The organism is Bacillus jepli (assembly GCF_047238305.1).
Lineage (GTDB): Bacteria > Bacillota > Bacilli > Bacillales > Bacillaceae_L > Ferdinandcohnia.
This window is the reverse complement of the sequence record NZ_JBDFMO010000001.1, coordinates 848,776-862,995: the sequence shown is the minus strand read 5'-3', so window position 1 is coordinate 862,995 and position 14,220 is coordinate 848,776. Positions and strand designations below refer to the sequence as shown.

13 protein-coding genes are annotated in these 14,220 nt (G+C 39.0%); 11 read left to right on the top strand and 2 right to left on the bottom strand.

Annotated elements, in window-relative coordinates; translation table 11 throughout:
• Positions 1 to 34 precede the first annotated feature (34 nt).
• The 3 genes from ABC371_RS04385 to ABC371_RS04375 all read left to right on the top strand — a co-directional run bounded on the left by ABC371_RS04385 (position 35) and on the right by ABC371_RS04375 (position 3,359).
• Positions 35 to 1,483: a ribonuclease H1 domain-containing protein gene (locus tag ABC371_RS04385; RefSeq protein ID WP_412895732.1), complete on the top strand. Its 1,449-nt coding sequence runs from the start codon at positions 35 to 37 to the stop codon at positions 1,481 to 1,483.
• A gap of 11 nt (positions 1,484 to 1,494) precedes the next feature.
• Complete coding sequence (locus ABC371_RS04380; protein WP_412895731.1) at positions 1,495 to 1,857, top strand: type II toxin-antitoxin system RnlB family antitoxin; 363 nt, start codon at positions 1,495 to 1,497, stop codon at positions 1,855 to 1,857.
• Between the two features lie 689 nt (positions 1,858 to 2,546).
• The gene (locus tag ABC371_RS04375; protein WP_412895730.1) at positions 2,547 to 3,359 is read left to right on the top strand and encodes a hypothetical protein; all 813 of its coding nucleotides are present in this window, start codon (positions 2,547 to 2,549) and stop codon (positions 3,357 to 3,359) included.
• A gap of 716 nt (positions 3,360 to 4,075) precedes the next feature.
• Here ABC371_RS04375 and arr read toward each other — a convergent pair.
• On the bottom strand, positions 4,076 to 4,492 hold the full coding sequence (gene arr / locus ABC371_RS04370) for an NAD(+)--rifampin ADP-ribosyltransferase (RefSeq protein ID WP_412895729.1): 417 nt from the start codon (positions 4,490 to 4,492) through the stop codon (positions 4,076 to 4,078).
• Between the two features lie 484 nt (positions 4,493 to 4,976).
• Between arr and ABC371_RS04365 the strand changes: the two genes are divergently transcribed.
• Entirely contained in the window at positions 4,977 to 7,814 is a 2,838-nt protein-coding gene (locus tag ABC371_RS04365) for a beta-glucosidase family protein (protein ID WP_412895728.1), read from the top strand.
• Between the two features lie 135 nt (positions 7,815 to 7,949).
• Positions 7,950 to 9,437: a right-handed parallel beta-helix repeat-containing protein gene (locus tag ABC371_RS04360; protein WP_412895727.1), complete on the top strand. Its 1,488-nt coding sequence runs from the start codon at positions 7,950 to 7,952 to the stop codon at positions 9,435 to 9,437.
• Between the two features lie 104 nt (positions 9,438 to 9,541).
• On the opposite strand, the gene ABC371_RS04355 is transcribed toward ABC371_RS04360, so the two are convergent.
• Positions 9,542 to 10,447 (bottom strand): ferritin family protein, encoded by a 906-nt coding sequence (locus ABC371_RS04355; RefSeq protein ID WP_412895726.1) that lies wholly within the window; start codon positions 10,445 to 10,447, stop codon positions 9,542 to 9,544.
• 241 nt (positions 10,448 to 10,688) lie between these two features.
• Here ABC371_RS04355 and ABC371_RS04350 point away from each other — a divergent pair, with 241 nt between their 5' ends.
• From ABC371_RS04350 to ABC371_RS04325, 6 genes are all read left to right on the top strand, one after another.
• Positions 10,689 to 11,048, top strand: a complete 360-nt coding sequence (locus tag ABC371_RS04350; protein WP_412895725.1) for a rhodanese-like domain-containing protein — start codon at positions 10,689 to 10,691, stop codon at positions 11,046 to 11,048.
• Between the two features lie 42 nt (positions 11,049 to 11,090).
• On the top strand, positions 11,091 to 11,387 hold the full coding sequence (locus ABC371_RS04345; protein WP_412895724.1) for a rhodanese-like domain-containing protein: 297 nt from the start codon (positions 11,091 to 11,093) through the stop codon (positions 11,385 to 11,387).
• Between the two features lie 219 nt (positions 11,388 to 11,606).
• The gene (locus tag ABC371_RS04340) at positions 11,607 to 11,876 is read left to right on the top strand and encodes a rhodanese-like domain-containing protein (protein ID WP_412895723.1); all 270 of its coding nucleotides are present in this window, start codon (positions 11,607 to 11,609) and stop codon (positions 11,874 to 11,876) included.
• A 39-nt stretch (positions 11,877 to 11,915) separates the two neighbouring features.
• Positions 11,916 to 12,176, top strand: a complete 261-nt coding sequence (locus tag ABC371_RS04335) for a metal-sensitive transcriptional regulator (protein WP_136379216.1) — start codon at positions 11,916 to 11,918, stop codon at positions 12,174 to 12,176.
• Positions 12,177 to 12,382: 206 nt separating this feature from the next.
• On the top strand, positions 12,383 to 13,624 hold the full coding sequence (gene dpaL, locus ABC371_RS04330; RefSeq protein WP_412895722.1) for a diaminopropionate ammonia-lyase: 1,242 nt from the start codon (positions 12,383 to 12,385) through the stop codon (positions 13,622 to 13,624).
• Positions 13,625 to 13,771: 147 nt separating this feature from the next.
• A complete protein-coding gene (locus tag ABC371_RS04325) occupies positions 13,772 to 14,215 on the top strand; it encodes a MarR family winged helix-turn-helix transcriptional regulator (RefSeq protein ID WP_412895721.1) in 444 nt (147 codons plus the stop codon).
• Positions 14,216 to 14,220: the final 5 nt, after the last annotated feature.

Genomic DNA, 14,220 nt, shown 5'->3' with positions numbered 1-14,220 from the left:
TATATATAATAGGATGTACTGTGGGGGAATCGGGTTGGCAAAAAAGAAATATTACGCTGTTAAAGTTGGTAGAGATACTGGAATTTATGAAACATGGGATGAATGTAAAAAGCAAGTAGAAGGATTTACTGGGGCAACATATAAAGGTTTTTCCACATTGGTAGAAGCAGAACATTTTCTACTAGATGTCTCGTCTAAAATTGATAAGCTGAAAGGAAATACTAATTTAGAAATAAATGAATTTATTAATCAACTTGATGATACAACTATAGTAGCTTTTGTAGACGGTAGCTATGATACCGAATCGAAGGTTTATGGTTATGGTGTTGTATTAGTTGATAAGGAAGGGATTAAAGAAGAAATAATAGGATCCGATAATAATAAGGATTACATAGATACTCGGAATGTAGCTGGAGAAATTGAAGGTGTTCAAAATGCTATAACACATGCAGTTGGTTACGGGTATAAAAAAATTGCTCTATTTTATGATTATGAAGGCATTGAGAAATGGGCAGTAGGTGATTGGAAAGCTAACTCTACAATTGCGAAGGATTATGTTATTTTTATTAATGATATGAAAAGATGTATAGATCTTGAATTTCATAAAGTTAAAGCTCATTCGGGGATAGTATATAATGAAAAAGCTGATGAGTTAGCAAAAAAATCTTTATTAAAAAAGGGTATAAAGAATAATTCAAATGGATGTGTAACAATTACAGGAATTGAAATAGAGGAGTTTACAACTATATTTGAAATTCTTTCTAGCAGTAATCAAGATATAAATACTTTTGAAGCTGGAAAAACAAATAAAAGTACAAACTTTATTTTGTCATTATCTAGCGACAAGATAGTAGTTACCTGTTATAAAAATGGGACGACTACGATACAAGGCAAGCAATCTAGTTTACTAGAAGAATTAATGAGACTTGTGGTAGAACTTCTCCCGAATAATGGAGAGGTTATTGAACTCCTAAATGATTATCATGAAATCAATATTCCTCAGGAGGAGATTACCCTTAAGTTTCATCATTACCTACCTAATTTTAATAAAATTAAGACGAATGATCAGAAACTAATAAATACACTAAATCAAGCCGTTTTTAATACAATGTTAAAGGGAGTTAGACCAGATTATACTGATTTAGCAGCTCCTTCTCTTAGAGCTATTGAATATTATTTGTATGAAATATTGATTAGTGTGGGTATAATAAAAGAAGATGATGATTCACATGGTTTTAGTTGTTTCGAACCTGTCCCAGGATTACCTGATGACCGTCAACTTCAAGTTGGGCATCAAAAACACTTTACTACTCAACAAACATTTTATATTAATGAACTTTATAACTTTTACCGAAATCATAGAAATACCTTGAACCACTGGGATAAGAGTGGAACTACAAGGGTTCTAAAAACCATGGAAGAAGCACGGGAGTTAATAATTAGTAATCTTGTATTACTTGATAAGTACTATACTGTATTTTAGGAGGTGTATTAATGAAGAATGTCGTGATTGAATTATTGAATGACTCTTCTTATTTTGCTCTTCTAACCACCTTAAGTTCAGATAGTCCTATTAACACAATCAAAAATTTTGAAAATGAAAATGGCTTTGAATGTTCTGGACGAGTACTTGTTGATAGCATTTTACATTCCGGAAATAATTCAGATCGTTTTATTGAGCTATTTTGTGAAAATGGGAAAATCAACTATAGTTCTTTTAGTTTTGTTCAAATAGAAAGAAAAAATGAGTTAAGGGTAAAAGCAAATGATACATTAAGGAAATACCCACAAATAATTAACAATTCTATTTTAAATAACAGCCAGAAAAAACTATTACTTCATGGTATATCTATTTAAGTCAAGAAAGAAACATTTTGCAAAGTTATTGTTTAATAGAGTTCCTTCAAAAAAACCACCTTTCTGGTGGTTTTTTTGTTAAGTGAAATTTGCCTAATTTGATTTTCGTTTATTTGTTTTTAAATAATTGGCTTTGTTAAATAGTATTGTTGTTTTTTTAGGCAAAAAATATGGGAACGTCTGATTTGGACGTTCCCGTTCTTATTCCGTTAAAGCACCCGTTAATGAAATAAGGTAATTGTTTACGGCCATAAGAATGTACCACTTCTGCCATCTTTTTTACCAAGTGACTGCCACAAGGCTTACCACCTGGTGCCACCACATTTATCAAAGGGGTTATATTAAAATTATGAATTAATTGAAAAAATGGGGTCTGAAAGGGAGAGTGAAAGTCAAAAGAAAAATGATAAGAGTTCTGAATAAGAATAAGCACTTGAAGGTAAAATGCTGTTTCTGTTGAATAATACATATATGATTATATTTAAAATAAAAATGAACAACCAACCTTATGAAATTTCCTATTAAGTTGAAGAAACAAGGGATGAATTTGTCCAATTTTGGCAAACAACAGAGAAGGGTAAGGAAAAATTAAGTAAAGGTCTTATATAGGCGAATTATGATTTTACCTGAAGCATAGATTGTTTTTTAGGAGAAGAAGTAGAACCACTGGATATAGTAAGGGTTAATGAATGGGGTATACTGCAATTAGCTTCGATGGATTAAATAAATATCAAAAGTATATATTCGTGTTTTTTAAAGGGAGTGGAGAGAAGTTGGAGTGGACACTAGGGATAATAAATATAGTATGTATATTTATTTTAGGACTTTTTATTAAAAAGTATCTGCCAGCTTATATGGATCAAAAGGGAAAAAATTTAGCTACCAAGGAAGATATACAGGAGATTACTAGAAGAACAGAAGAGGTAAAAATCCTGTTTCAGAAGGAGATGGAGATTTTCTCGAATGATTTAGTATTTACAAATGACTATACTTTTAATCGGTATAGCATACTTTACGCTAAAATTTATGGAATAGTTATACAGTCGGAATACGTTAGGTTTTTTTATAAGAAGCATGAAATTCAGAATTTGAGTTTTGAAGAATATCCTTTTATCGAAATCAAACACGAACAGGTTAAACAACAAATAGATGTTTTTACAGGTTCAAAAATATCGGAAAAAATAAATCCCATAGAAGATGAAATGACTTCATTCAATAAGAAAGAGATATGTGACTACATTATTAAATACAGTGAGTATGCTTCTCCAAGGTTATTAAAATTAGCAATAGCTTATAGATATGCGTGGAGTAATTATGAAGGAACTAGAAAACTTGAGGATAAAGATATTTTGAAAGCCTTCAATGATGCGGAATTTAATCTAATAACGGAAATCGTAAAAACTATAATCATAGAGTACAATGAAATGAGAAAAATAGTGAAACTTAGTTACAGTGATTATGAATTAAATAACGGAGAATTAGAGCATCTCGATTTTAAATAAGTTGAGTAAATCGGAATGGCGGTTGAAAAATCACTGGTCCTGCTTTTTTTGTATGCCTCATATAATAGAATAATAGGAAATTTAAGTGTGAATAAATAATATAAAATTTCTGTAATACAACATAAGATGACCATCCGGAATTAATTTAAAATTGTGCTAACGGGTGCTTTAACACAATAAGGAATAAAATTAAAGAGCCTAAAACATGCAAGATTTTATGCACCTCTTGTAAATTTAGGTTCTTTTTCAAATCATAAAACATACAGCCATAAACGGCAGTTTTTGATAGCCGAATACATGTGGGTATAATTAATGAGTATTCTCTTGTATGTGTGTGGCTTCTATGAAGAATGATTTAATGCCAGGAAAGGTTTCTAACTTTTTTTGTTCCCCAAAATACAGTTGTTTTAAGATGGTTTCCAACTTTATTTTTAAATTAATAATAAATGATATGTCTTTATTTCAATAAAATCAACTATTTAAGTTTCCAACTTTTTTTCCCCTTTACATGGATCCAATACGGATTCAGTCTTTTTATTTTTATAGATATACCTTCTATCCCTTACCCAGTGGGGATCAATCACTTTTTTCACACTTTTCTCCAAAACACTTTACTTTTTTAGGAGTTAAACATTTGCAAAAGTTGAAACCAAAAACAAAGTGCAAAAGCAAATTGATTTTTGGTTTCTTAAATCAATACCTTATAGATATTATGATTAATCGTAGATTACACCCTTTCCCTGTTCACGTAACGTTTTTAAAGATGTAAGCATATGATTTATCTCTTCATCGGAATGTCTTTCCCATGAACCCAATTCAGCTACTATTCTCAAAGGAGATTTAGACCTATAAGAACGTGTTGGGTTTCCCGGAAATCTTTTGTCTGTTAAGTTCGGATCATTTTCAAAATCACCTAATGGTTCTACAATATAAATTCTTTCTTTTGATTTAGATGTTGCTAATTCAGCACCCCATTTAGCAGCATCTAATGTTGCAGTAAAATAAATATAGTTAGATTTTTTATTTTGGTAATTTGATAAGTGTTGTGGTTCTAATGAATCTCCAATTTTTAGTTCCGCTTTAGTACCGTGAAAAAAAGGACCATTATCTAAGACATCTTTTTTGTCATTCATACTGATACCTCTCATCTTTTTTGGATTTTTTAATACAGTAGAGTAAGGAACTGCATAATGAGTATTCTAAAGGCTGGATCCAATACGGATTCAGTCTTTATTTTATTTACTTAATTTTTACTTTGATCCTACACAAAGTCAACTAAATATTTCCAATTACTATATTGACAAAGCTTATTTAATAAAGAGAAGTTCATTCTTTCACCTTATTTTGGTGAATTTCCAACAATTAACACTGTGTTTGGTTGAATTTTTGTTATTTCCCAAATCGTTGATTGTTACAGTGTTTGTAATCGCATTCGGGACTATAGGAGCATTACTAATATCGTAGTTTTTGTGGCTGTTTTGTAATTAAACATACATACTGACGTAATAGTTTTTCTCTATACTAACATACTAGTATATCAGCGAAGGGGGAAGATTTAGACGATAGAATAAACTATCAAAAAATAATAGACAATATAGAAAGTAAGGGAGAAATCAGATGATAAAACGCACTACTTTAATTTTTTTAACAGCAATGATTTACATGTCTTCTTTTGTAATTCCTGCTAATGCGGAGAACGGTGGAACGGAGGGGACCAAACCTTGGATGAACACAATGCTCTCTGCTGAGGAGCGCACCGAGTTGCTTCTCGATGCGATGACAATGGAACAGAAGATTCAGCAAATCGCTATTTCGCGCTTCAATGAGAACGACAAAGGTGAGACGGTCGTTATCAAAAGAGGTGGTACTAGCAAGTATATGAATGGTGAATTCGCGCCCCAAGGTACCCTGCCTGGATGTGAGTGGCAGGATACTGGCCGTCAGATCCGTGGGATTGAAGAGCTAGGTATCCCCACAATCCGTATGACTAACGGTGGTACGGGCGTAAAGGGCGGATCATGTGGTAATGACCCGCTAGCGACTGGCCTGCCATCTACCCTAGCTATGGCAGCGACCTTTAATCGCGAGTTGAACTATGAGGCTGGTCGAATCCTTGGCGAAGAGACTCGTGCCTTCGCGCATCACGTACTACTCGGACCTGGGATGAACCTTGTGCGTCACCCGTACAATGGTCGGAACTATGAGTATTTCAGTGAGGATCCGTACCTAACGGGTACCCTGGCAACTGAGCAGGTCAAGGGCATCCAGGACCAAGGTGTTCAGGCCCAACTCAAACACCTGGCTGGTAACGAGCAGGAGACCGAGCGTTGGACGATGGGAGTTCAGGTTCCATCACAGGCAATGAATGAATTGTACATGCTACCATTTGAGATGACTGTTAAGGATGCTGATCCGGCATCAGTGATGTGCTCATTCCCGGATGTCAACGGCACATATGCCTGTGATAGTTCTGAGTTGCTCCAAGATGCACTACGCGATAAATGGGGCTTTGATGGTTATGTAATGAGTGACCGTCGCGCTATTCATGACACTGTTTCTGCTATTAAGGCGGGCACAAATGTCGAGCTCGACTGGGCACCACAGTACTATACTGAAGAGAAAATCCAAGCTGCACTTGATTCTGGTGAAGTAACAGTGGATGATATCGACAATCTTCTTCGTCCGCGATATATCAAGATGATCGAGTACGGTCACATGGATGAGGCTTACGATAAGTTTTTACCTGAGATCGTTGATCCAATGATCAATGGCGCTAGCGCACGTAAGATGGCTGAGGAAGGGTCCGTACTGTTGAAGAACGATAACAGCTTCCTACCACTGAACGGTGAGCCGAAGACAATCGCGCTAATCGGCGTCGAGTGGTTTGCTGGTGAGGCTAAAATGTCACCGCGTTCTGTACGCGACAACAACGATAACGTTAATGCCCCTTACACGGTTACACCAAAAGAAGGACTAGAGAACGTAATCGAGGAACTAGGCTATGACACTGAAGTAACATACAATGATGGTCGTGACCCGAAGGCTGCTGCTAAGCTAGCCGCTGAGTCTGATGTCGTACTACTCATGGTTGGCGACAACCCACATGAGACTGCGGACCGCGATACCCTTGGCCTCCCGGCCATCGATCTTAACAAGAACCCAGATAAAGAGGACTGGGTGGAGCAAGAGCCGATGATTGATGCGGTTATGGAAGCCAACGCAGAGAACACTGTTGTAGTCCTAAAGACTTCCGGTACGGTGCTCATGCCGTGGTTAAATAAGGTACCTGCAGTACTTGCGGCTTGGTTCCCAGGTATGGAAGACGGTAATGCCGTTGCAAACTTGCTTTACGGTAAAGTTAATCCTTCCGGTAAGTTGCCTATGACGTTCGGTGCGACTGAGCATGAAGCTGCCTTTGCGACAGAAGAGCAATACCCTGGAACGCGTCAAGATACTGGGAAAGTAGGTGGGCCTGGTCCGTACGGTGATGGTTCTGACCAGTTGATCGCAAAGTATACTGAAGGACTTGAGATGGGCTACCGTTGGTATGAAGCCAACGACGTGAAGCCACTCTTCCCATTCGGGTATGGCTTGTCTTACACGACTTTCGAGTATGGCGATCTTAAAGTCAAAAACGTCAGTGGTGAAGGCAAAGGCAACAACGGTTTGTTGTCCGGTATTGACGTGTCCTTCACTGTAACGAATACAGGCGACGTTGCCGGTAAAGAAGCGGCACAAGTCTATCTGACACTTCCGGACGAGGCAGGTCAACCAACGAAACGTCTTGTCAACTTCGAGAAGGTTGATCTTAAGCCAGGTGAAAGTCAACGTGTGACTGTACGAATAAACCATGCCGACTCCAACCACCCATTCTCCTATTTCATTCCGGAAGAACCGGACAACTTGGCGAACTGGGCTGACGGCGAGTGGGCTACCGCTGATGGAAAATACCGCGTACATGTCGGTGGTTCATCGGCAGACACTCCGTTGGAAAAGGACATTCCTTTGAACTTCAAACTCAGCAAGGATGACAGTAAGGGCAAGGAGAACGAAAACCACGGAAACGACTGGAATAACGGAAATAACGGAAACAACGGAATCCACGAAAACAACGGAATCCACGGAAACAAAGGGAACCACGAAAACAAAGGAAACAAAGGGAACCACGAAAACAAAGGAAACAAAGGGAACTTCGAAAACAAAGGAAACAAAGGGAACTTCGAAAACGAAGGAAACAAAGGGAACTTCGAAAACAAAGGAAACAAAGGGAACCACGAAAACAAAGGAAACCACGAAAACAAAGGAAACAAAGGAAACTACGAAAACAAAGGAAACAAGGGAGACAACGGAAACAAAGAAAACAAAGGAGACAACGGAAACAACGGAAAATGGGAACAATGGAAACAACTCCCGTCAATAGTCCTCTGGCTATGGGGGTGGCTGATGACCCGATAGGGGGCGTCAGCTATAAGGTAGTGAGCCCGCAGGCTCGGCGAATCAAGCCGTGGCAAGCGGGCTCACTGCTTATCTCGTCGCCTCCATGTGCGACGAGAGGGAAGTAAAGAGTGCTGAAAGGAAGTGAGAAGTCTGATGAAGGAATCTGTTCAAAACAACCGGCGAAGTCCGGCACATCCGTGGTGGGTGGCCCTTGGTCTTGTGGTCCTTTTGACTGCATGCACCTTCGAGGAATCCAACAGGCAAGTCGAGAGAGATGACGCCATAGAACCAGCCACGTCTGAGCAAGGCGACTGGCAGCTCCCAGGCTTGGTGGATCGCTCAGGCGCGCCGATTGAGGTGCCGACGCCGGGTCCAGCCACGGGCAGAACCCTAGACGTCACGGACTTCGGGGCAGATCCGGCTCCGGACTCACAAGACGACGCAGCAGCCATCAGGAAGGCCCTGAACGCAGCCGAACCTGGTGACGAGGTCGTGCTGCCGGCCGGCACGTACGACCTGCGCTCCACCGACCCGGATGACAAGACGGCGAACATCGTGTTGCGCAGCGGTGTGGACCTACGCGGTGATGGCCAGGAGCGCACCGTGTTGCTGACCTCGCTCGACGGTAAGGATGACAGTCGTGTGATCCGCGGCTCTGGAGTTTACGATGTCATCATTGCTGACTTCACCATCAGCTCCCGTCATGAAGGTCCACTAGGCAACGACCCCAACGACGGCGACGCGGGTGGTGGACCGATGTACGGGATTTACCTTGGAGCCCATGAAGGGAAGGGAAGCTCCCGGATCCTTGTGGAGAACCTAGGCATACGCAGGTTCGAGCGCCACGGGATCTCCGTCAAGGCCAGCCGTGAAGTGACCCTATCTGGAAACCACATAAGTGAGGCAACTGCCGTCGGACCCGGCGGGCAGGGTTACGGCATCGCTATCGAGGGCTCAGTTGACCAACACGACCCTAATGCAGCAAACGATTCCCGGCATAACGTCGTAATCGGCAATACCATCGATGGCAGGCATTTGCGGCATGCCATTCTGTTGCAGTTCGCTACACACAACAATCTTGTGACGGAGAACACCATTATCGGTAGCCATCTCGACGCCATCGACCTGCACGGCGAGGGTGAATACCTGAACGAGATTAGGAATAACACGGTCATCGGGGGAAAACGAGCGGGTATCGCGCTAGGTAATTCCGGAGGGTCCAAGAACAAACACGACGCATCGGGGCGTGGAAACTGGGTGCACACCAACAACCTGTTTGGAAATCGTCAAGGAGTCCTCGTAATCCTGGGAACTCCTGACACCCTCATCGAGGACAACAAGATTACCGCCGGCAAGGATTCCAAGGTTGGTATTGAAATTCGAAATGCGCCGGGCACGAAGCTGAGCGGTAATCACATCACTGGAGGAACTGACGGGTTCTGGGCCATCAGGCTCAGTGAGGACCGCGGTGCTGACGGACGGGGTAAAGGAGTCCCCGCAGGCATCAGGATCGAGTATAACGTAATTCGTCAGACCGCCAACGGCATCAGGATTGATGCCGGTAAGGACCTAAGGATGGTTGAAAATGTCGTCGATGGAGCCGAGCTGAGAGTGGCCGAAGGGATCGAGGTAAGCAAGTAGGTCCAGCGGGCCAGTTCAAGATTGTAATCACAAAAGGCGAAGGTTTTGGAGATAAAGAAGGGGAAAATCCTCTTCTTTATTTTCAAAAATTTATCAGAATAGCATTATTTATCTCGTGCAAGACCTTTTTCAAATGCTGCAAGATGATTCAATGAGGCATTACGAAGTTGGGAAAAGACGGTTCGAACATCAATAGGAATTGTAAGTGATAGAAACCGATCATACATAGAAATATTGTCTATTTCCCCCTGAACACCAGCAGCATATGCTGCTTTAATACTTTCCGGAGTTGTAACGAATGACTGTGATATATCTTCAGGTAACGGTACATGATATCGTTCAAAAAGTGGTAATAAAGCATTTATATGTCTCTTTTCAGCTTCTTTGATTTGAGTAAATGTCCTTGTATATCCGAAATTTCCTAGTATATCATCGTATCTTGCTTGAGCTAGGTATTCATCTTGAAGGGCATATGTCAGCATTTGGGGTAAAGTTAATTGGGAGACACTTAATGCTCCTTTAGCCCCGTAATTGTTAATTTGCCGATTGATGTGTGTTCCCTTAGGATGATTAAAAAAAGACAAAAACCATACAGCATGATTTTGTTCGTCTGCAGCTGCACGTCGAAACCTTTCTTTAATACTTGGATCCTGCGCTTTATCTGATATCTCTAAATAAGAATCAACAGTTTCTTGTTCATCTTTAAAGGCAAACTCTATTCCAGCGTTAAAGTTATTAGGACATTTCTCAATGAGTTGATAAGATGGATTTTTTCCTGTTAAATTTGTATAAATTCTACTAAATTCTTCGAGATGACGTACTTCATCCTTTCGTATCTCCAAAATTCTGTCCCTTTCATCGTTTGATGGTGCCATCTTGGCTAATTTCTTATAACAAGCAATAGCACTATACTCTCCATTAATCGCTTTTTGAATATCATTTACAAGCTGAGTGTCATTTGGCATACGATAATAATCATAATCATGTGGACCAAATTGATTTAAATACATGTTTGTCCTCCTTTTATTAACCATCTACTTATCATATGTTTTATGTCTAGGTAGCCGTGCCAGTTCCATTCTTGTTATTTGATTAATTGCAGTTACATCTAAAAAGGGACTTTAACTGCTTTTCATTGTGTACTTAACAAAAAATTTTTTATGTATGTAACGTTATTCATTTATTTGTTGACAATATACCCATAAGGGTATAATATATGATAATCCCATTCAAAACAGGAGGAATAAGAACATGGAATATATCAATTACATCGTATTTGCACTCATTGTTATTTTTATCGTACAACGCTTTGTTCCTACAAAAGGAATTAAAAACATTACCACAGTTGAATTGAAAAATGAATTAAAGGACAAAAACAAGCAATTTATCGATGTTCGTACTCCTGGTGAGTTCAAAGGCTATCATATAAAGGGATTTAAAAACATGCCACTTCATCAGCTTGCACAAAAAGCGAATGAAATTTCAAAGAACAAAGAAGTAGTTGTGATTTGCCAAAGTGGTATGAGAAGTCAAAAAGCTAGCAAGCAATTAAAGAAATTAGGTTTTAAGCATATAACAAATGTTAAAGGTGGCGTAAGCTCCTGGAGATAAGGATCTCTATAACAGATTTTTAATAAATGGGAGGAAAATAAAATGAAACAACTAACAGCAAAAGAAGTTGAAACATTACTAAACGAAGGTAAAACATTAAATATAATTGATGTTCGTGAAGTGGATGAAGTTGCGGCAGGAAAAATTCCTGGGGCTGTGAATATCCCACTAGGATTAATTGAATTCCGTATGCATGAACTTGATAAGTCTAAAGAATATGTGATGGTTTGCCGTTCTGGTGGTAGAAGTGGAAGAGCATCACAATTTCTTGAAGGCCAAGGATTTAAAGTAATTAACATGGTAGGCGGCATGCTTGCATGGGAAGGCGACTTAGGATAATTTTTTTGTAAAATTTTATACCTGTATAGGTATAAAGGCGGTGGAGCGGGTGCTTTCTTACTAGTGCCATGGGTATAAAATGTATCTACAGTGTTTCCTTAATTTATTGTGTTAAGGGGGTTGCTACTCTATTGATTTTGTGTTTTCTTTTGATACTATTTATAGTATGGGAATTATATAAGGTATTTTCCTGTAGTCGGTATACACTGCGATGATGAGTTGAATGTTAATCTTACGGATATTGAGATCATAGATGTAAGAGACTACAATATATCATACAAAGATGCAATCGAGAAATCGATAAATATTCCTGTAGCTTATTTGGAAAGGTATTGTTATGAGATACCTGATAAAAAGGTTCATGTCGTGGCTTCAACAAGACTTGAGAAAAACGTCGCTATCCGTATTTTAAGACGTAAAGGATTTCAAGTGACAGGATATACAATGAGTGATTCTCGTAAACTTCTCGGAAATTTAGCAGTAAAGTAGGAGAAACCATCAACCCTACGATGAAAGGGGGCCATTTACATGGAATACGATGAGAAGGTAAAAAATCGCGTAAAACGCATCGAAGGGCAATTACGTGGTATATTACGGATGATGGAAGAAAATAAAGATTGTAAAGACGTTATTACTCAACTTTCCGCAGCCCGTACTGCTATTGATCGAACTATTGGAGTAGTGGTAAGCTCCAACCTCGTTGCATGTGTACGTAACGCTGATGAGAAAGGGGAAAGCACAGAAGAACTTGTAAAAGAAGCAGTTGAATTACTTGTGAAAAGTAGATAAAGGCCTATGAAGGTCTTTTTATTAATAAGAAAATATATATCTTCAATTCGAACTGGGCGTTATAGACAACTTTTAATGAAAAACTTGTCTATAACGCCTTTTCTTTTAGAAAAAAGTTTGGAATGGAATTTGTGGAAGTTTCCTACATATAAAGAGAGAAAGTATCACTTTTTTTAAAACAAACCATTTTGCTAAGGAGTTTGAATATGACGAATTTAGAAGAAATAAAAACAGAAATTCAATATTTTGTAAATGAAAATACAAGGAAAGCAGATTCAGAGAAAGTATCTGCAGTAATTTTGAATAGAGAAGTAGTTGAGAAGGTAAGAAGTTTTCATAAAAGTTTTCCGGAATATAACGTAACTCCCCTACATAGCTTAGATGCGTTATCTAAACAATTTGGGGTTCGTCATATTTGGGTTAAAGATGAATCCTATCGATTTGGACTTAATGCTTTTAAAGTATTAGGTGGATCCTATGCTGTGGGTAAATATCTAGCAAAAAGATTAAACGTCGATATTTCAGAACTATCTTTTGAAACATTAAGAAGTGATGAAATAAAAGAGAAATTGGGGGATATTATTTTTGTAACTGCAACGGATGGAAATCATGGAAGAGGAATCGCTTGGGCTGCAAACCAGCTTGGACAAAAATCGATCGTTTATATGCCGAAGGGTTCTTCGGAAATAAGATTAAACAATATTCGCAATGAAGGGTCAGAAGCTTCTATCACAGATTTAAATTATGATGATACGGTTAGGTTGGCAAGTCAGAAGGCTAAAGAAAATGGCTGGATTTTGGTACAGGATACGGCCTGGGATGGATATGAAGAGATTCCTGCTTGGATCATGCAGGGTTATCTCACAATCATAGATGAAGCAATAGAGCAGATTACTGAAACTGTTAATGATCGACCAACACATGTATTTTTACAAGCGGGAGTTGGTTCTTTTGCGGGGAGTGTGCTCGGATATTTAGTAGAGAAATTTGGTGATGAACTTCCTACTACAGTAATAATTGAACCAGATAAAGCTGATTGCTTTTACCAATCTATGAAAGTTGGCGATGGGAAGCCTCACGCAGTGACGGGGAGTTTGAATACGATTATGGCAGGTTTAGCATGTGGGGAACCAAGTAAAGCGTCTTGGGGAATTTTAAAAGATTATGCCGGGGTTTTTGTTTCTTGCCCAGACTACATGGCCGCACGAGGGATGCGAATTCTTGCAAACCCACTAGGTTGTGACCCCCATGTTGTCTCAGGTGAATCTGGCGCGGCAGTTGGTATAGGATTAGTTAGTCTATTATCTGAAAATAGAATGCTAAATGATATGAGAAATGCATTTAAAATAGATCAAAATTCGAAAATTCTTGTTATCAGCACAGAAGGTGACACGGATCCAGATCATTATCGAAAAGTTGTATGGGATGGGGCCTATCCATTAGTTTAACAACTATTTGCGCGCAGTATGGTAAAAATGTTTTTTATCGTTTTCGTCATTGGAAATGAAAGTATCTTGAATCCAAGATATATTTATTGCGTTATTATCAATTGAGTGGTAAAGTGACGGTGATGAAAGGGAGTGACACACAGCGTTATGCAAAAAAATACTCGCGGTTCATTAATCTGGTTGAGGCTGACTAGATTTACACACCAAAGTAATTTGTTATCAAATGATTTTTTAAAGAAGTTTGATTTAACGACTGCTCAATTTGATGTGTTAATGCAAATTTCAACATACGAGCCATTAACGCAAAGTGAGCTTGCCGAGAAAGTTACGGTGACGCAGGGTGGTATTTCGCGGATGCTGACTCGCCTTGAAAAAGAAGGGCTCATTGAACGAAAGCAAGATTGGAAGACGAAAACAATTTCGTTAACGAAAAAAGGCCGTAAAAAACTAGATCATGCGTTTGAAGCACAGCTTGAATTTCAGTCCTCTTTCTTTGATGAATGTTTAACAAAAGAAGAACAAAAAATCTTGTATACGCTAATGTCGCGCGTACAAAAAAATAGCGAAAAAAAGAAACTGCAGACGAGATAATTTTT